This window comes from Aeromonas sp. HMWF016, assembly GCF_963878195.1.
Taxonomy (GTDB): Bacteria; Pseudomonadota; Gammaproteobacteria; order Enterobacterales; family Aeromonadaceae; genus Aeromonas; species Aeromonas lacus.
The window spans coordinates 1,355-27,034 of record NZ_CAWNWX010000026.1; the positions used below are offsets into that span (position 1 = coordinate 1,355).

The 25,680-nt window shown below is 60.7% G+C and carries 18 protein-coding genes and 1 riboswitch; of the genes, 9 read left to right on the top strand and 9 right to left on the bottom strand.

The features are described 5' to 3' along the window. From AACS24_RS03760 to AACS24_RS03770, 3 genes are all read right to left on the bottom strand, one after another. A partial coding sequence (locus tag AACS24_RS03760; protein WP_258223093.1) for a YgiQ family radical SAM protein occupies positions 1 to 2,246 on the bottom strand: 2,246 nt, incomplete at its 3' end. A gap of 195 nt (positions 2,247 to 2,441) precedes the next feature. Then, complete coding sequence (locus AACS24_RS03765) at positions 2,442 to 5,570, bottom strand: efflux RND transporter permease subunit (protein ID WP_108572402.1); 3,129 nt, start codon at positions 5,568 to 5,570, stop codon at positions 2,442 to 2,444. Further along, a complete protein-coding gene (locus tag AACS24_RS03770) occupies positions 5,570 to 6,619 on the bottom strand; it encodes an efflux RND transporter periplasmic adaptor subunit (protein ID WP_181364301.1) in 1,050 nt (349 codons plus the stop codon). Before AACS24_RS03770 ends, AACS24_RS03765 begins: the two co-directional genes overlap by 1 nt. A gap of 200 nt (positions 6,620 to 6,819) precedes the next feature. Here AACS24_RS03770 and AACS24_RS03775 point away from each other — a divergent pair, with 200 nt between their 5' ends. Together AACS24_RS03775 and AACS24_RS03780 are read left to right on the top strand one after the other, a co-directional pair. Then, positions 6,820 to 8,373, top strand: coding sequence for a sensor domain-containing diguanylate cyclase (locus AACS24_RS03775; RefSeq protein ID WP_108572403.1), 1,554 nt, complete (start codon positions 6,820 to 6,822; stop codon positions 8,371 to 8,373). A gap of 33 nt (positions 8,374 to 8,406) precedes the next feature. Continuing rightward, the gene (locus AACS24_RS03780; protein ID WP_033115730.1) at positions 8,407 to 9,273 is read left to right on the top strand and encodes a patatin-like phospholipase family protein; all 867 of its coding nucleotides are present in this window, start codon (positions 8,407 to 8,409) and stop codon (positions 9,271 to 9,273) included. Between the two features lie 79 nt (positions 9,274 to 9,352). Here AACS24_RS03780 and AACS24_RS03785 read toward each other — a convergent pair whose 3' ends face one another. Both AACS24_RS03785 and AACS24_RS03790 read right to left on the bottom strand, forming a co-directional pair. Further along, positions 9,353 to 10,714 (bottom strand): sodium-dependent transporter, encoded by a 1,362-nt coding sequence (locus AACS24_RS03785; RefSeq protein WP_041208201.1) that lies wholly within the window; start codon positions 10,712 to 10,714, stop codon positions 9,353 to 9,355. Positions 10,715 to 10,918: 204 nt separating this feature from the next. Continuing rightward, positions 10,919 to 11,185: a helix-turn-helix domain-containing protein gene (locus AACS24_RS03790; RefSeq protein ID WP_026456659.1), complete on the bottom strand. Its 267-nt coding sequence runs from the start codon at positions 11,183 to 11,185 to the stop codon at positions 10,919 to 10,921. A gap of 259 nt (positions 11,186 to 11,444) precedes the next feature. Here AACS24_RS03790 and AACS24_RS03795 point away from each other — a divergent pair, with 259 nt between their 5' ends. The 3 genes from AACS24_RS03795 (at position 11,445) to AACS24_RS03805 (ending at position 14,707) form a co-directional block, all read left to right on the top strand. Then, positions 11,445 to 12,041, top strand: a complete 597-nt coding sequence (locus AACS24_RS03795) for a hypothetical protein (RefSeq protein ID WP_108572404.1) — start codon at positions 11,445 to 11,447, stop codon at positions 12,039 to 12,041. A gap of 303 nt (positions 12,042 to 12,344) precedes the next feature. Continuing rightward, on the top strand, positions 12,345 to 13,370 hold the full coding sequence (locus AACS24_RS03800) for an OmpA family protein (protein WP_033115733.1): 1,026 nt from the start codon (positions 12,345 to 12,347) through the stop codon (positions 13,368 to 13,370). Between the two features lie 338 nt (positions 13,371 to 13,708). Further along, positions 13,709 to 14,707 carry a porin OmpA gene (locus AACS24_RS03805; protein ID WP_108572405.1) on the top strand — a complete coding sequence of 333 codons (999 nt, stop codon included), beginning with the start codon at positions 13,709 to 13,711 and terminating at the stop codon, positions 14,705 to 14,707. A gap of 105 nt (positions 14,708 to 14,812) precedes the next feature. Here the strand turns inward: AACS24_RS03805 and AACS24_RS03810 are convergent, their stop codons facing one another. Both AACS24_RS03810 and AACS24_RS03815 read right to left on the bottom strand, forming a co-directional pair. Continuing rightward, a complete protein-coding gene (locus AACS24_RS03810; protein ID WP_033115735.1) occupies positions 14,813 to 16,507 on the bottom strand; it encodes an NAD-dependent malic enzyme in 1,695 nt (564 codons plus the stop codon). 69 nt (positions 16,508 to 16,576) lie between these two features. Then, entirely contained in the window at positions 16,577 to 17,434 is an 858-nt protein-coding gene (locus tag AACS24_RS03815; protein WP_181364302.1) for a helix-turn-helix transcriptional regulator, read from the bottom strand. 120 nt (positions 17,435 to 17,554) lie between these two features. On the opposite strand from AACS24_RS03815, the gene AACS24_RS03820 reads away from it, so the two are divergent. Both AACS24_RS03820 and AACS24_RS03825 read left to right on the top strand, forming a co-directional pair. Continuing rightward, the gene (locus AACS24_RS03820; RefSeq protein WP_108572406.1) at positions 17,555 to 18,934 is read left to right on the top strand and encodes an MATE family efflux transporter; all 1,380 of its coding nucleotides are present in this window, start codon (positions 17,555 to 17,557) and stop codon (positions 18,932 to 18,934) included. Positions 18,935 to 19,072: 138 nt separating this feature from the next. Then, the gene (locus tag AACS24_RS03825; RefSeq protein WP_033115738.1) at positions 19,073 to 19,321 is read left to right on the top strand and encodes a YciN family protein; all 249 of its coding nucleotides are present in this window, start codon (positions 19,073 to 19,075) and stop codon (positions 19,319 to 19,321) included. 33 nt (positions 19,322 to 19,354) lie between these two features. On the opposite strand, the gene AACS24_RS03830 is transcribed toward AACS24_RS03825, so the two are convergent. Beyond that, positions 19,355 to 20,476 carry a GGDEF domain-containing protein gene (locus AACS24_RS03830; protein WP_033115739.1) on the bottom strand — a complete coding sequence of 374 codons (1,122 nt, stop codon included), beginning with the start codon at positions 20,474 to 20,476 and terminating at the stop codon, positions 19,355 to 19,357. A gap of 247 nt (positions 20,477 to 20,723) precedes the next feature. On the opposite strand from AACS24_RS03830, the gene AACS24_RS03835 reads away from it, so the two are divergent. Continuing rightward, on the top strand, positions 20,724 to 22,112 hold the full coding sequence (locus AACS24_RS03835; RefSeq protein ID WP_108572407.1) for a nucleobase:cation symporter-2 family protein: 1,389 nt from the start codon (positions 20,724 to 20,726) through the stop codon (positions 22,110 to 22,112). Positions 22,113 to 22,199: 87 nt separating this feature from the next. On the opposite strand, the gene AACS24_RS03840 is transcribed toward AACS24_RS03835, so the two are convergent. Beyond that, positions 22,200 to 23,576, bottom strand: a complete 1,377-nt coding sequence (locus AACS24_RS03840; RefSeq protein WP_108572408.1) for an alanine/glycine:cation symporter family protein — start codon at positions 23,574 to 23,576, stop codon at positions 22,200 to 22,202. A gap of 264 nt (positions 23,577 to 23,840) precedes the next feature. Then, positions 23,841 to 23,951, bottom strand: a riboswitch (glycine riboswitch). A 507-nt stretch (positions 23,952 to 24,458) separates the two neighbouring features. Between AACS24_RS03840 and AACS24_RS03845 the strand changes: the two genes are divergently transcribed. Next, positions 24,459 to 25,625, top strand: a complete 1,167-nt coding sequence (locus AACS24_RS03845) for a type III PLP-dependent enzyme (RefSeq protein ID WP_108572409.1) — start codon at positions 24,459 to 24,461, stop codon at positions 25,623 to 25,625. Positions 25,626 to 25,680: the final 55 nt, after the last annotated feature.

Below are 25,680 nucleotides of genomic sequence, written 5' to 3' on the forward strand. Positions count from 1 at the left end.
CCTGCGCCTTGTCCGGCGGGCTTGCCGTTCCCCAGTTTGAGCTCGGAGCCCAGCGGCTTGCCATTGCCCTTGCTGCTCTTGTTGGCGCTGGGGTTGGCGAGCTGGCCGTTGCTCTGGCCCGCCCCCTTGTTGCCTGCACCGTTGCCGCGCTGATGGGCAATGTTACTGTGGCGAGTCAGGGCCGGTTTCAGCCCCTTGCCGCTGGCGGCACGTTCGTTGCGACCTTCCGCCGGCACCAGACAGCCGGGGCCACTGCCAATCAGGTGGCCCTTGCCCATGGCGAGCAGGGCTTCGCGGATCATCGGCCAGCCAGCGGGGTCGTGGTAGCGCAGCAGCGCCTTGTGCAGGCGGCGACGGCGCTCGCCCTTGGCGACGAACACATCGCCCCCCTCGCGGCTCACCTTGTTTAACGGGTTTTTCTCCGTGTAATACATGGTGGTGGCGTTGGCGAGCGGCGACGGGTAGAAGTTCTGCACCTGATCGAGCTTGAAGCGGTTCTCTTTGACCCAGAGCGCCAGATTGACCATGTCTTCATCTGTGGTGCCCGGGTGGGCGGAGATGAAGTAGGGGATCAGGTACTGCTGCTTGCCCGCCTCTTTCGAGTATTTGTCGAACAGCTCCTTGAACTGGTAGTAGCTGCCCATGCCCGGCTTCATCATCTTGGAGAGCGGCCCCTCCTCGGTGTGTTCCGGCGCAATCTTGAGGTAGCCGCCGACGTGGTACTTGGCCAGCTCCTTGATATAGCGGGGATCTTCCACCGCGATGTCGTAACGCACGCCGGAGGCGATGAGGATCTTCTTGATCCCCTTGAGGTCGCGCGCCTTGCGATAGAGGTTGATGGTCGGGCTGTGGTCGGTGTCCATGTGCGGGCAGATGGTGGGCCAGACACAGGAGGCGCGACGGCAGGTCTGCTCGGCCCTGGGGCTCTTGCAGCGCAGTTTGTACATGTTGGCGGTGGGGCCGCCGAGATCCGAGATGACGCCGGTAAAGCCCGGCACCTTGTCGCGGATATCTTCAATTTCTTTGAGGATCGACTCTTCCGAGCGGCTCTGGATGATGCGCCCTTCGTGCTCGGTGATGGAGCAGAAGGAGCAGCCGCCAAAGCAGCCGCGCATGATGTTGACCGAGGTCTTGATCATCTCGAAGGCCGGGATCTTCTCGTTGCCATAGGCCGGGTGCGGCACCCGCTGGTAGGGCAGGCCGAATACGCCGTCCATCTCCTCGGTTTCGAGCGGAAACGCGGGCGGGTTGACCCAGACGATGCGATCGCCGTGGGCCTGCGACAGGGCGCGGGCACAGCCGGGGTTGGTCTCATGGTGCAGAATGCGCGAGGCGTGGGCGTAGAGCACCTTGTCCTCTTTGACCCGCTCGAACGCCGGCAGCTTCACATAGGTTTTTTCCCACGGCTTGGGCTTGGCCGGCTGCACCAGCACGGGTTGAGCCTCTTGCGCGGCCGGAGCCGATTCGGTGGCATCGTCCGAGCAGGGCGCCCCTTCCATATAGGGGTTCATGATGGGGTCGATGCGGCCAATCTGGTCGAGCTTGCTCGAATCCACCCCTTTCCAGCCCGGCAGCGGCTCCTTGCGGATGACGGCGGTGCCGCGAATATCCTGCATGGTGTCGATGGTCTCCCCCGCTGCGATGCGGTGAGCCACTTCCACCAGCGGCCGCTCGGCGTTGCCGTAGATGAGGATGTCGGCCTTGGCATCGAGCAGGATGGAGCGGCGGATAGTCTCGGACCAGTAGTCGTAGTGGGCGATGCGACGCAGCGACGCCTCGATGCCGCCGATGACCACCGGCACCTCTTTGAAGGCTTCTTTACAGCGCTGGGTATAGACCAGAGTCGCGCGATCCGGCCGCTTGCCGCCCACATCCCCCGGGGTGTAGGCGTCGTCGTGGCGCAGCTTTTTGTCGGAGGTGTAGCGGTTAATCATGGAGTCCATGTTGCCCGCGGTGACCCCGAAGAAGAGGTTCGGTTTGCCCAGACGCATAAAGTCATCCTTCGATGACCAGTCCGGCTGGGCGATGATGCCGACCCGAAAACCCTGGGATTCGAGCATCCGGCCAATCACCGCCATGCCGAAGCTCGGGTGATCCACGTAGGCATCCCCCGTCACCAGAATGACGTCGCAGCTGTCCCAACCCAGCTTGTCCATCTCTTTGCGGGACATGGGCAGGAAGGGCGCCGCGCCGTAGCACTCGGCCCAATAGCGGGGATAGGAGAAAAGGTTGGTAACCGGCTGCATTTTAACCACCTGGAACAATTCGGGTCGCGCATTATACCGGTTGCGGCCAAGGGGGGCGATGGCTTTTTGCCCCCAGAGTTCGCACGGGATAAGGGCTGGCCCCCCATTCAGCCAGCAACGGCGCCTGCAATCGGGCCAAAAGCAAGGGCGCCCGCAGGCGCCCTTGTTGGCAACGCTCACCCTGACGGCAGCGCGTCAGTGGGCCGGGGTCTGCTCGTCCCCCTCCCCTTTGGCGGTCAATTTGGCGGCCAGCGCCTCGTCCACCTGCTGATCCCGCTGCCCGGTCATGCCGGCATGGCGGGCAATCAGGTGGTAGGTGGCAGGTACCACCAGCAGGGTAACCAGGGTCGCCAGCGACAGGCCGAAGAAGACCACAGTCCCCACCGCCATCCGGCTCTCGTAGCCCGCCCCCATTGAGAGCATCAGCGGCACCGCACCGATAATGGCGGTGAGCGAGGTCATCAGGATCGGGCGCAGACGGCGCACCGAGCCTGCGATGATCGCCTGCTCGAACCCTTCGCCGCGCTGGCGCAGCTGGTTGATGAACTCGACGATCAGGATGCCGTTCTTGGTCACCATGCCGATCAGCATGATCATGCCGATCTGGCTGTAGATGCTCATCTCCTGCCCCGTCAGCCAGAGGCCTAGCAGGCCGCCGAAGATGCCGAGCGGCACCGTCATCATCACCACGGTCGGGGTGAGGGTGCTCTCGAACTGGGCCACCAGCACCAGATAGACCACCAGCAGGGCGAGGCCAAAGACCATCGCCATCTCCCCCTGATTGTCGCGGTAATCCTTGGAGTCACCGGCGTAATCGACCGTCATGCCGCTCGGCAGATGCTCGTTGGCCCAGCCATCGAGGAAGTCGAGCGCCTCGCCAAGGGTGTGATCCGGCGCCACGTCGGCGGTCAGGGTCACCGCCTTCTGGCGCTGGTAGTGGTTGAGGCGATTGGCGGTCGCCACCTGCTTGACGGTCGCCAGCGTCGAGAGGCTCACCATCTCGCCATTGGCCGCCTTCAGGTAGATGCGGCCGAGATCGGAGATGCCGTTGAACTCCTTCTGGTTGGCGCGCAGGTAGACGTCATACTCCTCGCCCCTGTCCACATAGGTGGTCTTGCTCACCCCGCCCAGCATCGCCTGCAGGGTGCTGGCAACGGTGGAGACCGGAATGCCGAGCTGGCTGGCGCTGTCGCGCGAGACGGTCACCTGCAGCTCCGGGGTCTTCTCGGCGTAGTCGAGATCCGGGCTTATCATCAGGCCGCTGGCCTGCGCCGCTTTTTGCAGCTCCAGCCCCTGCTGGTACAGCTCGGCATAGTCGTTACCCTGCAGCACGAACTGCACCGCGGCGGTGGAGCCGCCCCGGAAGCCCGGCTGGAAGGTGCGGATCATCACGTCGGGAATGCCGGAGAGCTTGGCACCCAGCGAGCGGGAGAACTGGGTGGCGGTGATGTCGCGCTCGGCCCAGTCGGTGAGCTGGATGATCACCATGCCGGTCTGATCGCCACCGCGGCCAAAGGCGGGGGTACTGAAGCTCATCGCCTTGACCACCCCCTTGCCCAGCATCGGCATGATGGCGGACTCCACCTGCTGCATGTTGCGCTTCATCCGCTCGATGCTGGTTCCCTCCGCCCCCTTGACGAAGACGAAGACCACGCCGCGATCCTCGGTCGGGGTGAGGCTGCTCGGCAGCTGGGTAAAGAGAGCGCCGATACCGGCCAGACAAAGCAGCAGCGCCAGCGGCGTCCAGCGCGAGCGGCGCAGCAGCCCCTGCAACAGGCGGCGATAGTGCCCCTCAACCCAGCCAAGGCCGCGATCGAGGGCCGCCGTCAGCCGGTTAGGTTTATCCAGCGGGCGCATCAGCCAGGAGCCCATGGCCGGCGTGAGGGTCAGCGCCACCAGCGAGGAGCAGAGCACCGCCAAAGAGAGCAGGATCGCAAACTCGGTAAAGAGCCGGCCCACCATGCCATCCATAAAGGCGATGGGGATAAAGACCATCACCAGCACCGCGGTGGTAGCGATGACCGCAAAGCCCACCTCGCGGGTGCCGTGCCAGGCCGCCAGCAGGGGCGGTTCACCCCGCTGCAGATGGTGGTGAATGTTCTCTACCACCACGATGGCGTCATCCACCACCAGACCGATGGCGAGAATAAGGGCCAGCAGGGTGATGAGGTTGATGGAAAAACCGAGATACCAGGCGCCGATAAAGGCGGAAATCAGCGACACGGGTACCGTGATGGCCGGGATCAGGGTGGTACGTCCCTGGCCGAGGAACAGATAGAGTACCGCCACCACCAGCACGGCGCAGATGGCCAGGGTTTCATATACCTCGTCGATGGCCTGCTTGATAAAGATGGTGGAGTCGTAGTCGACCTCCAGCTTGGCCCCCTCCGGCAGGAAGCGCTGCATCTCCACCAGTTTCTTCTCCACCCCCTGCGCCACCGCCAGCGGGTTGGCGGTGGACTGGGCGACGATACCGATCCCCAGACTCTCGCGGCCATTGCGCTGGTAGGCGCTGTCTTCGTTCTTGGCCCCCACCTCCACATCGGCGATATCGGAGAGATAGACGCTCTGGCCGTTGGCGGCGGTGCGCACCTGCAACTGCTGGAAATCTTCAGCGGTGTGGTAGAGCCGGGCAATCTGTACCGACATGGTCATGGAGTTGTTGCGGATCTCGCCGCCCGGCAGCTCGATGTTCTCGCGCTTGAGGGCATCCTGCACATCCGCCACCGTCACGCCGCGCGCCGCCATATCGGCCGGGCGCAGCCGCACATACATCACCTGGGTGAGATCGCCGGAGAGCTCCACTTCACTCACCCCGTCCACCAGACTCAGGGGGTCGACCAGCACCCGGTTGGCGTAGTCGGTCATGGCGGTGCGATCCATCTGGCTGCTGCTGAAGTTGAGCCAGACCGCCACATCGCCGCTGCCGCTATCCTTGGTCACCAGCGGATCGTCGGCATCCTCCGGCAGCTTGCTCTTGGCGCGGGTCAGGGCATCGCGCACATCGGAGACCCCCTCCACCATGTTCCAGCCGAGCTTGAACTCCACCGTGATCATCGAGCGCCCCTTGCGGGTCACCGAGTTGATGTTCTTGATGCCGCTGATGCCGGAGAGCTGATCCTCGATGGGTTTGGTGACCTGACTCTCCATCACCGCCGGGGCAGCCCCCTCATAGGTGGTGGTGATGGTGACAGACGGGGTCTGCACATCGGGCATCTCCCGCACCGTCAACTTGCTGAAAGCGACCAGACCGAACACGGTGAGCAGGGCGCTGAGCACCACCGCCACCAGCGGGCGGCGTACTGAGATATCGGAGAGCCACATCAGCCGTTTACCTCCGCCAGATCGTGGACCTTGGCGCCATCACGCAGATTGACCAGCCCCTCGACCACGATGCGATCGCCGACTTTCAGCCCCTCGGTGACCCAGACGGTCTCCCCTTCGGTCTCGCCGAGTACCACCGGCACCCGCTTGACCCGGCCATCGGCCTCGAGGCGATAGACGAAGCGCTGCTCGCCGGCATACTCCACCGACTGGGCAGGAATAAGGGTGAGCTGGCGGGAAGGGAGCGAGAGCTCGACGTTGAGCAGCATGCCCGGACGCAGCTGGCCGTTGTGATTGGGCAGCTCGACCCGCGCCTTGATGTTCTGGGTTTCGTTGGAGATGCGGCTGTCGAGGGTGGTGAGGGTGCCGTTGAAGTGCTGATCCGGCCAAGCAGAGCTGGTCGCCGTCACTGCCATGCCGGGGCGCAGCAGGGAAAGGTAGCGCTCCGGCACTGCCAGATCGAGGCGCAGTGTGTCGATATCGTCGAGGTGTAGCAGGGTATCGCCGCTATTGACCAACGCCCCTTCGCTCAGATCAATCAGGCTGACGGTGCCGGCAAAGGGCGCCTGCAAGTTACGCAGGGAGAGCTCGTAGCGGGCGGCATCGACGCGCGTCTGCACCTGATCGACGGTAGCCTCCTGCCCCTCCAGCACCGACTGGGTGACGGCGCCACGGGCGACCAGCTTGCGCATCTCGTTAAGCTTGCGGTGCTCGTCGCGCAGGCTGGCGCTCTGCTCGGCCAGCTCGGCGCGCTGCTTGCCGTTGTCGAGGGCGATAAGGGTCTCCCCTTTGGCGACGCCCTGCCCGGACTTCACGGCGATGTTGACGATGCGGCCGGTCACCTCGGGACTGATAACGACGGAGCGGTTGGCCTCCAGCTTACCCACCAGCTTGAGGGTCGGCTCGGCCAGACTCTGCTTGACGGTCTGGGTGCGAATATTGATCTCGCGAGTCGGGGCCTTGGCTGCCGATTGAAAGTGACCAACCGCCCACCAGATGGCAGCCACCAGAGAGAGCAGGCCGAGGCCCAGCCAGATACGCATTTTCATCGAACTATCCATGAAGAGTTGAGAGGGGGAAATCTGATTGGGGGCCATTTTAGCCCCAGACTATGCCGTGACTATGTATAAATGTGACAAAACGTAACAGGAGTGGCGCCAGATCACTGCAATCAAGCCTTTTCGATCCCTTTTTCAGCAGAGTCGCATACACTAGCGACAGTTTTCTTCGCAATATAGCCAAATCGCCTATGCCAAATGTGTCTGACCGACGTTTCCTCTCACGCCTGACCTGGCTGCTGTTCGCCTCCGTCATCCTGCTGGTTGGTCTGACCCTGCGGCAAAGTCTGAAACAGATAGAGGATCTCTATCTGAGCGATACGGCCAATAGCGCCATTCGCCTGCGCGATCAGTTCAAGCAGACCGAGACCTTTCTCGAGGCGATGCGCGGGCAGGCCGAAGAGCGACTGCGCAGCGATCCCCAGTCGGTACTGACCCGCCAGCTCTATCGCCATCTCGAACAGCTGCCAGAGGGACTGGCACTCGACCATCCCCCTGCCGACCTGCCCGCCGGGCTGGTCGGCAACCTGACCGGGTTTGGCCCCCTGCCCCCCCGTGGCAGCGAGCGGGAGGCTCGCATTCATCTGGCCCTGAGTCTCTCGCCCCTGCTCTCCACCGCCAGCCAGCGCCTCGGCAAGGAGATCGCCTGGGTCTACTTCACCGGCGCAGACAACTTTGTCTACCTCTACCCCTGGCGCCCCTCCAGCCAGTACCGCTTTACCAATGCCATCTATGAGAAATCCTACTGGCAGGATGCGCAGGCGACCCCCAATCCGGGCCGCACTACCATTCTCTCGCGCCCCTATGAGGACTTTGCCGGCCTTGGCACCATGATCACCATGTCGCAACCCCTCTACAAAGGCTCGACTCTGGTGGGGGTCATCAGCATGGATGTGCTGCTCTCGCGGCTCCATCAGCAGTTGCAGGCGCTCACCCCAAGGCTCGGTGGTTACCTGCTCATCAATCAGTACGATCAGGTGCTGGCCTGCAGCAACTCGGATCCCCATCCCCAGCGGCATCTGGCGCCGGACGATCAGTACCGCTGGAATCAGGGGGGCTTTCAACTTACCCAAGCGCTGAGCGATACCCCGCTGCGGCTGGTGCATCGCATCCCTCTCTTTGAACTGCTCGTTGCGCTGATCTGCCAGTCGGCACCGACCCTGCTCGCCATCGCCTTCATGCTGCTGGCCGCCCTCTCCAGTCTGAGATCTCACCGTCTCAACCTGCAGCTCAACTACCTCTCCTGCCATGATGCGCTCACCGGTGCCTTCAATCGTCACTATCTGACCCAACAGGAGCAGAGTGGCCAGCTGGCAAAACAGATGCCTGTCGGGGTGATCCTGTTCGATGCGGATCACTTCAAACGGGTCAACGACCGCTTCGGCCATGGAGTGGGTGATATCGTGCTGATCCGGCTGGTGCAGATCTGCCAGCAGCAACTCAGCCCATCGGATTGCCTGATCCGCTGGGGCGGCGAGGAGTTTTTGCTGCTGGTCGCCCGCTGTGACGACGTTCGTCTCGCAGCGCTGGCCGAGCAGATCCGCATCGCGGTCGAGCATTATGACTGGCGCGCCATAGTGCCCGAGCTGGCCGTCACCATCAGCCTCGGTTACCACCCCCACGCAGATTCCATCCCGCTGCACGAGGCGATCCGCCGCGCCGATGTCGCCCTCTATCAGGCCAAAGGCAATGGCCGTAACCGCTCGGAAAGATGGCAGGGTGACGAGGCCCAGCTCACAGAGTAAGCTGGGCCCTCCACACTTTTCAGGAGTCACTTCGTGCCACGAAAACCCCGCGTAGGGCTCGCTCTGGGGAGCGGCGCCGCCAGAGGATGGGCCCATATCGGCGTCATCCGCGCTCTTGAACGACTCGGCATCAAGCCCGATCTCATCGCCGGCTGCTCCATCGGCAGTTTTGTCGGCGCCGCCTATGCCGCTGGCGAACTGGACAGACTGGAGAGCTGGGTACGCGGCTTTACCCGCCTGCAGGTGGTGAGCCTGCTCGATCCCGCCCTCTCCGGCGGCCTCTTTCGCGGCGAAAAGGTGTTTGGCATTGCCGCCAACCATCTGGGGGATCCCGAGCTGGAGAGCCTGCCCATCCCCTTTGCCTGCGTGGCGACCGAACTTGATACCGGCCGCGAAATCTGGCTGCAACGGGGGCCACTGCGCCAGTCGGTGCGCGCCTCCTGCGGCATGCCGGGGATCCTCACTCCGACCCGGGTCAACGATCGCTGGCTGGTCGATGGTGCCGTGGTCAATCCGGTGCCCATCTCGTTGGCGCGCGCCATGGGGGCCGAGGTGGTGATCGCCATCAACCTCAACACCGACATGCACCAGCCCTGGACCGACGAGCCGGATCAATCCGGCGGCGGTCTGCTCAGCCAGTGGCTCAATCGCGGTGAGGCGACCCCGGCCACGCCCGGCATGTGGAGTGTGATGAGCGGCTCCATCAACATTATGCAGGAGCGGATCACCCGGGCGCGGATGGCGGGGGATCCCCCGGAAATCCAGCTCTGTCCGCGCCTTGGCAGCTTCTCCATCATGGACTTTCATCGCGCCAGCGATGCCATCGAGGAGGGGGAAGCCTGCGTCGAGCGCAACCTTGACCAGCTCAAGGATGAACTGGGCCGGCTCGGGGTGATCTAGCCCGCAGCGCCCATCGCCAAAACAACCAAAACAAAAAGAGCGCCTTGCGGCGCTCTTTTGCTATGGGGAAACGGTTGGCTTAGAAAAGTCCCAGCCCCTTGAGCATCACGATCAGGATCAGCAGCGGCGATACGTAACGGATGATGAAGAAGAGCGGCTTGAGGATCGGCAGCTCCAGCTCGCCACCATTGGTCAGGGCATCGCGCAGCTTCTCCTCGCCCCATACCCAGCCCACAAACAGGCAGAGGAAAATACCGCCCAGCGGCATCAGGATGTTGGAGGAAAGGTAATCGAACAGATCAAAGAAGGTCTTGCCGGCAATATGCACATCCGCCATGGCGCTGTTGGAGAGCGCGCAGGTGGAGCCGACGGCGCCCAGCACCAGCAGGTTGATCAGGGTCGCCTTGGGGCGGCTCATCTTGAAGCGCTCGGAGAGCACGGATACCGGCACTTCCAGAATGGAGAGCATGGCGCCGGTGGCGGCAATGGCCGACAGCACGAAGAAGAGCACCATAAAGAGGTGGCCAAACGGGATGCTGGCAAAAACCGCCGGAATGGTGATGAACAGCAGCGACGGGCCGGCGGTCGGTTCGAAACCGAAGGCGAACACCGCCGGGAAGATGGCGATACCGGCCAGCATGGAGACGAACAGGTCGGCGCACATCACCCGGAACGCGGTGACCGGGATGTTCTGATCATCGCGGAAGTAGCTGCCGTAAGTCATCATGCAGCCCATACCGATGGAGAGTTTGAAGAAGGCGAGCCCCATTGCAGTCAGCACCACGGCACCGGTGATCTTGGAAAAATCCGGTGAGAAGAGGAAGGAGAGCCCCTGGCTCGCCCCCGGCAGGGTCAGACTGCGCACACCGATCACCAGCAGCAGAATGAAGAGCACCGGCATCAGCTTCTTGGTGACCGCTTCGATCCCCTTGGAGACCCCCATCAGCAGGATGCCGCCCATCAGGGCCAGCACCAGCCACTGCCAGAGCAGACTCTGCAACGGGTTGCTGATCAGCGCGTTGAAGGCATCGCCGGTGACCTTGGGATCGGTCGAGAGGATGGAGCCATCAACCGCCTTGAAGATGTAGGCGAAAACCCAAGCTGCCACTTCCGAGTAGAAGGACATGATAAGGAAAGCAGCCAGCACGCCCATGACGGCGATCAGCCACCAGGGCTGCCCTTTGGGTGCCAGCTTGCTCAGGGTGGTCACCGCATCGGTTTTACTTTTGCGACCCAGCATGATCTCGGAGATCATCACCGGCAGACCGACCAGCAGGGTTGCGATCACATAGACAAGCAGAAAGCCGGCACCGCCGTTCTCACCCGTCAGGTAGGGAAATTTCCAGATGTTGCCAAGACCGACGGCAGAACCTAGGGTAGCGGCGAGTACGCCGAATTTGCTGGTAAAGCCGTCTCTGGCCTTGGGGGTGGTTTGACTCATGCTTGTCTCACTTTCTTTCGCATCATGCGAGATGAACCGGTTTTTGAGGCTCGGAATTTTCTGAGGTTTGATGTGGTTTGCCAAGATGTTTTGCGTAAAAGCTCTATGCAGTGCACAGATACGGGAAACGTCTGGCCGAGCACTGTTTCAGAGACAAAAAAATGCCGCCCAAGGGCGGCATTTCTCTATCTGTCACAGTGACGATTACGCCTTGGCGAGATCGTCCGGACCAATCTGGCCGATTTCGGCGACTTTTTTGTCAGCCAGCAGCCAGAGAGTGAACTTGTGCAGTTCCGGGTGGTGAGCCAGGGCAACCAGGAAGGCACCACCGACTTCACGATAACCCAGTTCATAGTTCTTCAGGGTTGTGGGGGGAACACCCAGCAAATCAGCAAACTTCGGACGGCTCAAACCAACCGCTTCACGGATCTGACGGATCTTCTTGCCAACAGTGACGATATTTGAATTCATATTGTTCCATACTCCGTTTGGCGGATTTAATCCGCCTTTTATTTTTCGCGACGACTCGTAGTCAAGTGTATCAGTTTTGTACGGACTCGTTATGGTCGAGCCTCTATCTTTATGAGCGCCTTTCGGCGACAACCCTTGCCTTCAAAGGGGGATGGTAATCGCTCAGCCGCCTCAGGTAAACAGTCTCGAAAAGAAACCTTTATTGTTGCCATCCCAATAAACCGTATAATTCGCCAGCTACCCATTAAGAGGAATAAGTATGGCGTTTCCTGGCATTATCTCTCGCCTGCACACGGTTTCCAGCGACATAGAATTGCAACTGCAGCTCCAGCAGGGAGCGAAATATCGCGCCGAAGCATTCTGGCTTCCCGCCTCTCTGAGCGATCAGTGCAGCACCGTTCTGACAACCCTGTCAGAGAAATGTTCACTCTTTCTGGAGCAGGATGAACCGACTCTTCAACTGCGCAGTCATGACGGTGTGTTGCAGCAAAATGGTCTGCTGCTCACCGGCAATGGTCAGGAGGTGATGCTGGCCGTCACGCCGGGAGATAAAGGTGTAGTACCGGAATCAGAATTGGCTGACATGGCCAAATGGCTGGAAGCTGGCCACCTGCACTTTGTCTGCCCGGCTGCCATCCAGCCGGTCGCCCGGGCCATTCTCAATATCTGGCCACTGGACCCCTATCTGGCCCGCCATTTTCTGACCAGTCTCACTCCGCTGCTGCAAAACGTGACCGAGCAGGATTATCTCGCCGTCTTTGCCGCCAGGGTGAATCCGGCCAACCCGCAGCCAGACTGGGTTCAGGCCTATATGAAGCTCGAAAAGCGCCTGCACAGGGCCTATCTGGATCACTAATTAATCTGGATAAACAGCCAGTTATCGACACGACACAATTTGCCATCAGGTTCATTTGTGAGCTTGATCATGTTTCAAAATCGGCATAGAGTGCGCCTCGTCATCGGAATGACATCGTTGCCTGGCTGCGGTTTTTCACGCTCAGCGTGCCCTGCCAGCGCATCTGACACACCAGGAGAGTGTGCGACCCGACACCGGGTCACTGCCAGACTCGACGCCAGCAGTACGGCGGAGCCTGCAGCTTACATAAATTCAATAGTGCGAAGCATGTGAACAACGTGCGATCTCAACGAGGATTTTTTTATGATGAAAATGGCTCCTTCCCTGATTGCCATCACCATGGCTGCTCTGGGTGCCACCGCTGCTCACGCCGCTGACGACATCTACTTCGGTGCCGGTGTTGGTGCTGCTCACTTCAACGGTCTGAACAAGATCGAAAGCACCAACGTTGGTGAAGAAGATGCTGCTGCAGCCAACGCATTCGTAGGTTACAACTTCAACGAAAACTTCGGTACCGAGTTCGGCTACCAGTACGCTGGTCGTGGCAACACCGACGGCAACCGTTACGAGAACCAGGGTGCCACCCTGTCCGGTATCGCTCGTCTGCCGCTGGGCGGCGACTTCTCTGCCTTTGCTGAAGGCGGCGCCTACTGGGCTCACACCGATGGTCTGGGCGTAAGCGACACCAAGGTTTCCCCGCTGGCTGGCCTGGGCGTGACCTACAAGGTTAACGACGCTCTGGATCTGCAAGCTCGCTACCGCTACATGTGGGACGTGGCTGACCTGCACGCTGACAACGGTGACCGTTACAAGTCCAACCAGAGCGTTGCTACCCTGGAAGCCGTATACCACCCGTTCCGTTCTTCCTACGTAGCTCCGGCTCCGGCTCCGGTTGTTGAAGAAGCTCCGGCTCCGGTTGCTCCGCAGATCGTTGAGAAAAACTTCGCTCTGAACTCCGACGTCCTGTTCGCCTTCGGCAAAGACAGCCTGAAGCCGGAAGGTGTTGCTGCCCTGAACGCTCTGTACCAGCAGATCGTTGAGTTCCAGCCGAAAGATGGCAACGCTGTTGTTGTTGGTTACACCGACCGTATCGGTTCCGACGCTTACAACCAGAAGCTGTCTGAAGCGCGTGCCCGCACCGTTGCCAACTTCCTGGTCAGCAAAGGTATGGCTGCCAGCAAGGTTGCCATCGAAGGTCGTGGCGAAGCCAACCCGGTTACCGGCACCAAGTGCAACGGCGTGAAAGCTAAAGCTCAGCTGATCTCCTGCCTGGCTCCGGACCGTCGCGTAGAAGTTCGCGTATCTGGCGTACAAGAAGTTCAGAAGTAATCTGACTTTTGTGTGCAGAAAGGGGGAGCCAAGGCTCCCCCTTTTGTTTATCCCCTGTCGTTTTTCCCCGCTTCATACTTCCCTGTTCTGCTTCTGACAATCCTGTCACCTTTTCCCGTGAACTTGCCTGCTCAGAGTCAAAGGCATACAGTAGTTGCGCCTGTAAGGGATTGGATAAGCGCGAGATAACGCTTCCCTTCCGGCCTGTTGTCCATGATGCCAATGCCTCATGAGTGTCCCGAAGCCATCCGCTATCCACTTTGCTGGCGAATTTTTCGCAGCTAATAAAAACGACTGTTTCGAATGCCCGCAAGGGCAGATGCAACGAGGATAATTCGATGAAAATCAACATGGCACCAACTCTGATCGCACTGGCGCTTGCCGCCGCAGCTACCACGGCACAGGCCGCCGATGACTGGTACGGCGGTATGGGCGCTGGCTGGGCCTATGCCCACAATCTCGATGATTTCGGCAAAGATGCCGATAAGGATGCTACCGCACTGAACCTGTTCGGTGGCTACAACTTCAACCAGAACTTCGCCGCCGAGCTGGGCTATCTCTACGCTGGCAAAGCTGGCGTAGACGGTACCGACTTCAAGACTCAGGGGGGCACTTTATCCGGTATCGCTCGCCTGCCGCTGGGCGATATCTTCTCCGTATTCGCTGAAGGTGGCGCCTACTTCAACCACGTCAACGGCAACGGCAGCGACGCCAACGGCACTGCACCGCTGGCGGGCCTGGGGCTGACAGCCAAGCTCTCCGACCTCATCGATGTGCAGGCTCGCTACCGCTACCTGTGGAATCTCGGTGACGAGCAGAAAACCTGGGAGAGCGACATGAGCGTCGCCACCCTGGAGCTGGTGCTGCACCCCAACCGGACATCCTACGTCGCACCGGTTGCCGCTCCGGCCCCCGAGCCCGTCCCCGAGCCTGTGGTCGTCGACAAGAACTTTGCCCTGAGCTCTGACGTACTGTTTGCCTTCGGCAAATCCAGCCTCAAGCCAGAAGGTGTCGCAGCGCTCAATACCCTGTATCAACAGATCGTCGACGTGCAGCCCAAAGATGGTAGCGCCGTGGTGGTCGGTTACACCGACCGTATCGGCTCCGATGCCTACAACCTGAAGCTCTCCGAAGCCCGTGCCCGCACCGTGGCCGACTTCCTGGTAGGCAAGGGTCTGCCGGCTGGCAAGGTCTCCATCGAGGGTCGTGGCGAGGCTAACCCGGTTACCGGCACCCAGTGCGACGGCATCAAGGCCAAGGCCAAGCTGATCGCCTGTCTGGCCCCGGATCGCCGCGTCGAAGTACGCGTCACCGGCGTCCAGCAAGTGACCCAGTAACCACGTCTGATAACACCCAAGGGGATGAAACTGCATCCCCTCTGGATGCAAAAAGGGATGCCATGGCATCCCTTTGTTTTTACGGCTATTTAGCGCTGAGCTGTATCAGAAGGAGGTACGGCGGTAGCGGCGATATTCCGGATGCCAGAAGTTGGCTTCGATGGCCTGCTCGATCACCTCGTCCGGGGTCTGCACCGCCTTGCCCTGCAGCATGGCGGTCTTGGCCACCATCTTGGCGATGTAGCGGGATACCTGATGGATATCCGCCAGATCCGGCAGCAGCGAGCCCTCCTCCCCTTTCACCAGCGGTGAACACTCCGCCAGCGCGCGACTGGCAGACATCAGCATGGCATCAGTCACCCGTTTGGCACCGGAGGCGATGACGCCAAGGCCGATCCCCGGGAAGATGAAGGAGTTATTGCACTGGGCGATGACGTAGCGCTTGCCCTTGTACTCCACTGGTGCAAACGGACTGCCGGTTGCCACCAGCGCCTGACCATCGGTCCAGCGGATGAGATCGGCCGGCGTCGCCTCGACCCGGGAGGTGGGGTTGGAGAGCGGGAAGATGATGGGACGGGCACAATGCTTGTGCATGGTCTTGACCACCTCTTCGGTAAACAGCCCCGGCTGACCGGAGACCCCGATCAGAATGTCCGGGCGACCGTGCTCCATCACCTCCAGCAGGGAGATATTGTCCCCCACCGGCCAGTCGGCAATGCGCTCCACCGGTTGGGAGAGACGGCGCTGGAAGTCGAGCTGGTTGGGGATCTTGTCGGTGATAAGACCGAAACGGTCCACCATAAAGACCCGGCTGCGCGCCTGCGCATCGGTCAGCCCTTCGGCCTTCATCTGCGCCACGATCTGCTCGGCGATGCCGCAACCGGCGCTGCCCGCGCCGAGGAAGGCAACCCGCTTCTCGGAGAGCTTGGCGCCGGAAGCCTTGCAGGCGGCGATCAGGCTGCCCAGGGTCACGGCAGCGGTGCCCTGAATGTCGTCGTTGAAGCAACAGAGCTCATTCTTGTAGCGGTTAAGCAGCGGCATGGCGTTGTTCTGGGCGAAGTCCTCGAACTGCAGCAGGATATCGGGCCAGCGGCGCTTGACCGCCTGAATGAAGGCATCGACAAACTCGGCATACTCTTCACCGGAGATGCGCGGATTGCGCCAGCCCATGTAGAAGGGGTCGTTCAGCAACTGCTGGTTGTTGGTGCCAACATCCAGCACCACCGGCAGGCAGTAGGCGGGCGAGATGCCGCCACAGGCGGTGTAGAGCGACAGCTTGCCGATGGGAATGCCCATGCCGCCGATCCCTTGGTCACCCAGACCTAGGATCCGCTCGCCATCGGTCACCACGATCACCTTGACGTTCTGCTTGGTGGCGTTTTGCAGCATGTCATCGATCCTGTCCTTGTCCGGATAGGAGATAAACAGGCCACGGGCGCGGCGATAGATGTTGGAGAACTCCTCGCACGCCTTGCCGACGGTCGGGGTGTAGATGATGGGCAACATCTCGGTCAGGTGGTTGTGCAGCAGCCGGTAGAACAGTGTCTCGTTGGTATCCTGGATGTTGCGCAGATAGATGTGCTTGTCCATGTCGTTGCCAAACGCCATGAACTGGCGATAGGCGCGCTCGGCCTGCTCCTCGATGGTCTCGATATTCTGGGGCAACAGCCCTTCGAGGTTGAAGTTGCTGCGCTCTTCGCTGGTGAAGGCGCTCCCCTTGTTGAGCAGCGGGGTCTCCAGCAGGGCGGGGCCGGCGTAGGGAATGTAGAGAGGACGTTTCTGGTTATTATCTTCAAACATGGATCTTGATACCTAAACGGTTAGCTAGACGCAGGAACCCGCCGATCCTAGGGGCTTGTGTCATTAATTTCAAAGAGTTTGCATATCCGTTGCAAAAGGTTTGCGACCGAGTCGACGAAATGCCCCCGGGGTCTGACCAGTCAGGCGTCGAAACGAGTTGGCAAAGTTGGCCCCATCGCTATAACCGACCCGGGCGGCCAGCTCGCTGAGTGGCCAGTTGGTATAGAGCAGCAGCTGGCGCGCCTTGTTCATTCTGAGCTCGGTCACCCTCGCCATCGGTCCCATGCCAAAGTGCTGCTGACAGAGGCGGTGCAGATGGGGCACCGAACAGGCCATCTGATCAGCGAGCAGGGCCACGCTCCAGGGCTCGTCGAGGCGCGCCTCCACCCGGCGAAACAGCGCCTGCAGGCGCAGCTCCGGTGTGCCACGCACTTCTCCCTGCAGGGTGCGCTCCAGCAGTGCCAGCAGCAGAGTGAGCAACTGGGGCTGGAGTGGGGAACGAACCCCTTCGAGCTGGATCAGGCTCAGCAGATGATGAAGCTGATCACCGCCATCCCCCTGCCAAATACGATGACCAAGCCGGTGCAGATGCTGCCAGCGCGGCACGTCATCGAGCAAAATCCAGCTCATCTGCCACTGCTCCCCCACCAGCTTGAGACCACCGGGCACGGCGGCGGGCAAAAAGATGAGCGAACCGTTCGGGATGGGCTGCTCGCCCCGGTCGGTGAGCAGCGCTCCCCCCTCGCTGTGGCTCGCCATCAGAATGTGAAACTCGGGCCGATTGCGGCGAATGAGGTAGTGCTCCCGAATGGTCGAAAGGCCGGTCAGAAAGATACCGGCCTCACCGAGCAGGGGCAGCCCTTCGCGCCCCAGCATCCGCTCATCGCAGGCGGGCGCTATCTCCAGACACTCGCTGACAAAGGGCATAACACCTCAACAGGATAGTTTCACACAATAAACCCGAGAGAGACTCACAGTGAAGCCGCTCGCCACTCCCCCTATCATACCCATGACAAACCTTGCTTTTCTCATACCCGGTTAACACTAATGAATTATTGGCAAGCGATTTTAAAACAAACCACCGATCGCGAGTTCATGACTCGACTGTGGCGGCTGGCCCTGCCGGTTTCGCTGCAATCCATGATGTTCTCCCTGCTTGGTCTCATCGACATCATGATGGTGAGCCAGCTTGGCACCACGGCTGTGGCGGCGGTCGGCTTGGGTAACCGGGTCTTCTTCTTCAATCTGCTGGTGACAGCGGGCCTCGCTGGCGGGGTCTCGGTGTTGGCAGCACAATATTACGGCCGCGGCGAGATGGCCGGGGTACGCCGCTCACTGGCACTGGCACTGGTCGGCGCCCTGCTGGTGGCGCTGCCGTTTGCCCTCGTCTATGTACTCGCTCCGGGCGACGTGCTCGGCTTTGCCAGCCAGGATCCCGAGCTGCGCGCGCTGGCCGACCAGTTTCTGATGATCACCGGTGCCACCATCCTCTGCACCGCCGTGGTGGTGCCGCTGGAGTCGGCGCTGCGCTCGGTCGGCAACGCCGCCGCCCCCACCCGGATCGGCATCATCGCCATCATTGCCAACGTCATCCTCAACTACGCCCTCATCTTCGGTCATTTCGGCTTCGAGGCGATGGGCGTCGCCGGCTCGGCCTGGGGCACCACCCTTTCCCGTCTGCTGCAGACGGTGCTGCTGCTCATCTATGTGCAGCGCAATGAGGCTCGCCTCGTGCCGCGCAAGGCTGACTGGCTGGCGGCATTCCGGCGCAAGGAGGTGGTGCGATTTACCCTGATCGCCCTGCCGCTGCTGTTTCATGACGGGCTCTGGGCATTCGGCATGCTGCTCTACGGCTTTCTCTACGCCCATCTTGGCACCGATTCGCTGGCCATCATGACGACCTTGGGCACGCTGGAGAGCATCCTTATCTCCCTTTTCTTCGGGCTGGCGGTAGCCTGCTCCACCCTGCTCGGCCACCGGCTTGGCGCCGAGGAGTACGAGATCGCCTGGCAGCACTCCCAGCTCTTCCTGCTGCTGGCACCGATTGGCGCGCTACTGGTGGGGATCATCGTCTGGCTGCTGCAAGCCAACCTGCTGCAGTGGGTCGGCAACCTGCCTCCCGAGCTGATGGCCGAGGCGGGACAGGTGCTCGGCATCATGTGCCTCGGGATGCTGCTCAAGGTGTTCAACATGGTGGGGATCATCGGGGTGCTGCGCTCTGGCGGCGATGTGAACTACAGCATCTTCATCGATATTGTCGGCATGTGGTGTATCGGCCTGCCGCTCGCCTGGGTAGCTGTCTCCCTGCTCGGTTGGCCCCTTTCCTGGGTGGTGGCGGTGGTGCTGCTGGAGGAGATCAGCAAGATGGTGCTGGTGCAGCGTCGCATTCGCCAGCGCCGCTGGCTGAAGAATCTGGTGATGGGCTAAAACGCGACAAAGCGGGGTCATATCAATGACAGAAAATCCCCGTTTGCAGTATGCTAGCCCCCTCTTCAATCAGAGGCAGGGCGCCGCCACATGCAATGGCTCAATGCCCCTGCCCAGTAGTCGTTTAAGGAGACGAGCATGCAACCACAGAAAGAGCTGATCACCGAGACTGCCCTGCTGGAGATGGCCAACAAGATCATCAAGGAACACGAGGATTTCATTCACGGCATGCGCGCCGACTCGGTGGAGCAGAAGGGGGATATTCTGGTGTTCAAGGGGGAGTTCTTCCTCGCCGAAGATGGCACCCCGACCGGCAAGACCATGGCAGTGTTCAACATGTTCAAGCTGCTGGCCCAGCAACTCTCCGGCAAGTACAAGCTGAGCTGATTTCGTCAGCACCTTGCCAACAGGATGCCGCCCTCAGGCGGCATCTGTTTTTCCACTGTTCTGCCCCTCGACCACCACACAGTTGCGCCCCGCCATCTTGGCCTGATAGAGGCACTCGTCAGCACGATTGATCAGAATATCGATGGTGTCGTCGGCACGCGCCATGGCAATCCCGATACTCACCGTCACCTCCAGCAACTCGTCCGAGGTGGGGCTTTTTACCAGCCGCGCCTCGACAGCAATACGCAGCCGTTCGGCCATTTTGGTCGCCTGCACCGGATCGGCGTGGTTGTGCATCAGGATGGCAAACTCCTCGCCGCCGTAGCGCCCCAGCACCATATCCGGTTCCAATTGCTCGCCCAGAGTGGTGGCCACCTCCTTGAGCACCGCATCCCCTGCCAGATGACCGTAGATATCGTTGATCCGCTTGAAGCGATCGAGATCCAGCAGCATTACCGCAAAGGGCTTCTTCTTGGTCTGCAGTCGGGCTCTCGCCTGCTCCAGCTGCTTCATCAACAGGCGGCGGTTCATCATGCCGGTCAGCTCGTCGGTGGTCGATTCCCGATAGAGTCGCAGCAGCATATTGAGCTGACCGCACTGCACCCAGCAGCTGGCCAGGGTAAACATGCCGAGTACCCAGATTTGGTTCAGGGTGGCCTGGCTCCAGAGGCTCTGTCCCACCAGCAACCAATACCCCAGCAGCATGGTCACCAGCACCACGCCAGCCAGCTGTAGCCCGAGAGAGAGCGGGATGGGAAAGATGGCAAAGAGGGTGATGAGCAGATAGGGGAAGACGGCATAACCGGCCTGCAACTCCTGCTCGCTGCCAAAACTGTGCAAACAGAAAAGGGAGAAGATCATCATCACCATCATCAGATAGCCGAGCGCCAGCTTCATCCGCTCGCGACGAAAATGAATCAGGTAAGAGAGGGGGATCAGCGGTGAAAGCGCCAGAGTACAGAAGATGCGGGCCTGAAACAGCAGCTCGAAATGGGGGGCCGGCAGAGTAATCCAATCCACCACGGCCCAGGCCGGCAACCCGGCCATCAGCAGGCAGGTGAGCAGGCGCAACCGCACCGTCATAAAGCCCATACGGGTACGGGTAAAGTCTTCGGAGTGAACCCTCGCACTCCAGAACTCTGACAACTTAAGCATCCAGAGTCTCCACGATTAATTACTGAGGGCTCATTCTACACCTACAAAGTGGTAAAAATGTCATTAGCGAGGGGAATAAAAAGGAGAGGACGATCACACAAACCGACAGATGATAACGACACCGCGCAAACGTTTCAATGCACAGAAAAATAAACCTTTTTTCTCTTCATTAACGCTGGTCATCCCCCTCTCGATCACTACAATATCGCCCAATTTTTCCCCCTCCCCCCACACAATCGAGGTACATATGGAACAGGCAGCAGTCACACGCGCCAATCGAGAGGCACATCCACCCAGGCGAGCCCATAGCGAACTGGTCTATGGCATAGAGGATGTCCCGCCTCTGCCCCAGACGCTGTTCGCCGCCCTGCAGCATATGCTCGCCATGTTTGTCGCCATCATTACTCCTCCTCTCATCATCGCCAATGCCCTCGGCATCCCTGCCGCCGACACTCGCTATATCGTCTCCATGTCGCTGGTCATGTCCGGCATCGCCTCCTTCATCCAGACCCGCCGCTTCGGCCCCATCGGTTCCGGCCTCCTCTCGGTACAGGGCACCAGCTTCAACTTCCTCGGCCCCATCATCGCCTCCGGTCTCGCCCTCAAGCAGGCGGCCATGCCCACCGACGATCTGCTGGGCACCTTGTTCGGCACCATGCTGGCGGCCGCCCTCACTATCGTGGTGATGAGCCGCTTCCTTCATCTGGTCAAACGGATCATCACCCCGCTGGTGACCGGCATCGTCGTGCTGCTCATCGGCCTGACCCTCATCAAGGTGGGGCTCATCAGCATGGGCGGCGGCTACGGCGCGCTGGCGGACGGCAGCTTCGCCAGCCACACCAACCTCTTCCTCTCCCTGCTGGTACTCGGCCTTATCGTGTTGCTGCAGCGCAGTCGCAACCCCTGGTTGCGCCTCTCCGCCATCATGATCGCCATGCTGGCAGGTTATGCGGTGGCGCTGCTGCTGGGCAAAGTGAGCGCCCCCACCTTCGATGGCCCGCTGGTGATGGTGCCCATTCCGCTCCACTACGGCCTTGGCTTTGACTGGCAACTGTTCGTACCGCTCGCCATCATCTTCGTGGTGACAGCGCTCGAAGCGATCGGCGATATGACCGCCACCTCGGACATCTCCGGCGAGCCGCTGGAAGGGCCTGTCTATATGGAACGGATCAAGGGTGGCGTGCTGGCCGATGGCGCCAACTCTATGCTGGCGGCACTCTTCTCCACCTTCCCCATGTCCACCTTCGCCCAGAACAACGGCGTCATCCAGCTGACCGGCGTCGCCAGCCGTCACGTCGGCCTCTTCATCGCCGCCATGCTGGCCCTGCTCGGCCTGTTCCCGGCGGTCGCGAGTCTGGTGCAGCAGATCCCCGAGCCCGTGCTGGGTGGCGCCACCATCGTGATGTTCGGCACCATTGCCGCCGCTGGCGTGCGCATCATCTCCCGCGAGGAGCTGGATCGCCGTGCCCTGATGATCCTGGCGGTGTCGCTGGCCATGGGCCTCGGGGTGGCGCAGGTGCCGGAAGTGCTGCAACACCTGCCGGAGCTGGCCAGAAGCGTGCTCTCCTACGGCGTCGCCACCGGCGGCCTCACCGCCATCGTGATGAACCTGCTGCTGCCCAAGCGCAGCAAATAGCCTCTCTAATCCCGCGACGAACAGAGCGCAATAAAAAAGCCACGACCCGGGTCGTGGCTTTTTTCATTTGGATTGATTGCTGCGGGATCAGGCGGTCTGCGGTTCCGGCTCTGCTTCGCCATCCTGTTCGCGGCTAAAGTAGGCGCGGGTCTCGGCGATCACCACATGGCGCAGGCCAATCAGGCCGATCAGGTTGGGCACCGCCATCAGGCCGTTGACGATGTCGGCCAGCAGCCAAATCATATCCAGATGCAAGAAGGCACCACTCGCCACCAATACCAGATAGACCAGACGATAGGGCTTGATCGCCTTCACCCCGAACAGGTACTCGGTGCAGCGCTCGCCGTAGTAGTTCCAGCCAAGGATGGTGGTAAAGGCGAAGAACAGGAGGCCAATGCTCACCAGATACTGGCCGACATGGGCATCGAGCCCCTGGGCAAAGGCCAGACTGGTCATGGCCGCCCCGCTCACATCGCCGCTCCATACCCCGGTCACCACCAGAGTCAGACCGGTCATGGTGCAGATAATGATGGTGTCGATGAAGGTACCGGTCATGGAGACCAGCCCCTGCTCCACACAGGAGTCGGTCTTGGCCGCCGCCGCCGCGATGGGCGCTGAGCCCAGCCCCGACTCGTTGGAGAAGACCCCGCGCGCCACCCCGGACTGGATTGCCAGCATGATACCGGCACCGACGAAGCCACCGGTCGCCGCATGGCCGGTGAAGGCACTCCCGATCACCAGCGCGATCGCCTCCGGCAGGGCACTGGCATTGTTCACCAGCACGCCCAGACAGGCGACGATGTAGAAGATGGCCATGAAAGGCACCACCTTGCTCGACACGCTGGAGATGGACTGGATGCCCCCCAAAGTCACCAGCGCCACGATCAGGGTCAGCACTACAGCAGTCGCTTCACGGGGTACCGAGAAGGAGAGGCTCATGGCGTCACTGATGGCGTTAACCTGCGGGAAGGTACCGATGCCGAAGAAGGCGACGCCGATGCCGAACAGGGCAAACAGCTTGGCGAGCGGCTTGGAACCGAGCCCCTTCTCCAGATAGTACATGGGGCCGCCAGCCATCTGGCCGTTGGCATCCTGCTCGCGATATTTGACCGCCAGCAGGCACTCGGCGTACTTGGTGGCCATCCCAAACAGCGCAGCCATCCACATCCAGAACAGGGCACCGGGGCCACCCAGCTTGATAGCGGTGGCGACCCCGACGATGTTGCCGGTGCCGATCGTTGCCGAAAGTGCAGTACAGAGGGCGCCGAAGCTGGAGACATCCCCCTGCTTGCCCTGGCCCTGATCGCGACCAAAGACCAGACGCAGAGCGAGCGGCAAGCGCACCACCTGAAGCAGACCCAGACGCAGAGTGAGGTAGATACCGGTCCCGACCAGCAGGATCAGCAGGGGCGGACCCCAGATAAAGCTATCGATGGCGGTTAACGCCGATTGAATTGATGACATGCATCCTCCTTAAGAAACAAAAATTAAGGAGGAGAAGGATGATCTTCCCATAGGTGTCGCGATCGGCCAGAGGCGATCGGATGCGGGCCAAAAACGTGTTCACACTCTTACTGCGAGACCGTGATCAAGGCTCATGTGCAGCTCGCTTATGTGGAACCGAGAGGCTCACGTATGTCTATACGCTCCGGTTCCTGCGCGGCTCTTTGCCTTGCTGACGACCTCTCGTTACAGATCGTGAACAGCTCCAAGCTCAGGTACAACCATCCCATCCCCTCTGTCCTTTTGCCTGAGAGTTTCCGGCGCCAGATTGCGATGCAATCATGGTGCCTTGCTCCTTCGGCGCCCGATTAAACGGGTCTCTCCAGAGTATCGTCCAGTAGCAGTCCACACCGGTTGCCCGGTACCTGAAAGATTCACTTCTTCGGTGGATGGTTGCCCATCGCTCTCCTGCTACCTTCATCCGAACTAATTTGGATTAGGAAGCGGGCATGTTAATCCAAAAAATGTGAGCTGTCTCGCACTTGGAACCCCGCTGCCGCACTTTTTTGCCCTGCGCTCAAACCCTCGCCAACATGTTAAATGTTAGTTAACTATCAACAAGTTAAGCCCGAACGGCAGCGAAACGGTTCGATAAGGAAAGTGGCTGAATTGATAGCAATCCTCTCAATCGTTTCGGCCAGAAAAACTTGCCAACATATCCAAGCAAATAGCTTGCACACAGAGTCAATAAGCAGATAATCCGACGCATAACCAAGCACTTTGCCATCAATTTATGCACTGTGTTCGGTTGGTCCCACCGGACCGCTCGCCTGACCCGGCCGTCGCCGGTTCAATCGCATATGGCTTGGGCATATCACGCCCCCTAAGGATGACCAAAAGAGAATGAACGAGACCCTGGTTGCAAAAGATGTGGTCGCACAAGACTACCGTCAGCTGGTTGAACAATTCGGCTCTCCCCTGCTGCTGCTCGACAAGGCAGCCGTCCGCAAACAGTATCGGGCGCTGGCCGCCGCCCTGCCCGATGTGCGATTGCACTACGCACTCAAACCCCTGCCCCACGAGGCGGTGGTCTCTGTCTTGAAGGAAGAGGGGGCCTGTTTCGATCTGGCCACCAATGGCGAAGTGGATCTGGTGCGCAGCCAGGGGGTTCGCCCGGGACGTTGCATTCATACCCATCCCATCAAGCGCGACAGCGATATCCGTTATGCGCTGGAGTTCGGCTGCACCGTGTTTGTCTACGACAACCCGCTGGAGCTGGAGAAGTTCATTCCCTACAAGGACGAAGTGAAACTGCTGCTGCGGGTCAGCTTCCCCAACCCGGAGACCAAGGTCGATCTCTCCAAGAAGTTCGGCTGCACCCCGGAGCAGGCGCTGCCGCTGCTGCAACTGGCGCACGCCAAGGGGATCAAGGTGATGGGGCTGTCGTTCCACGTCGGCTCGCAAGTGCCCCACGCCCGCCGCCATGTGCAGGCCATCGACGCCTGCCGCGAGATCATGGAGCAAGCTTGGGCGCTCGGTCTCAAGCCGTGGGTACTGGATATCGGCGGCGGTTTCCCGGTCGACTATGAAGGAGGCGAGTTCGATATCGACGGCTTCTGCGCGCCGATCCGCGAAGCGCTGGCCAAGTTGCCGGCTACGGTGCAGAAGATTGCCGAGCCGGGCCGCTTTATCAGCGCACCGGCCATGACCTCGGTCGCCAGCGTGATGGGCAAGGCCCACCGCGGCGACAAGATCTGGTACTACCTGGATGACGGCCTCTATGGCAGCTACAACGGCCAGCTCTACGACCACGTCACCTATCCGGTGAGTACGCCCTATGCCAGCGGCGAGCTGCACAACTCGGTGCTCTCCGGCCCCACCTGCGACAGCGTGGACGTGATCCGCGAGGGCATCATGCTGCCGGATCTGGCCATCGGCGAGCTGGTGATTGGCAAGGTGATGGGCGCCTACACCTGGGCCTCGGCCTCTACCTTCAACTTCTTCCCCAAGGCGAGCATCCTCATTCTGGACAGCAACCAGAAGGGGCAGAAGCTGGTAGCTGTTGCCTAAGCAAACCGCTCACCGAGCAAAAACAAGAGGGGGAAGCTTAAGCTTCCCCCTCTCT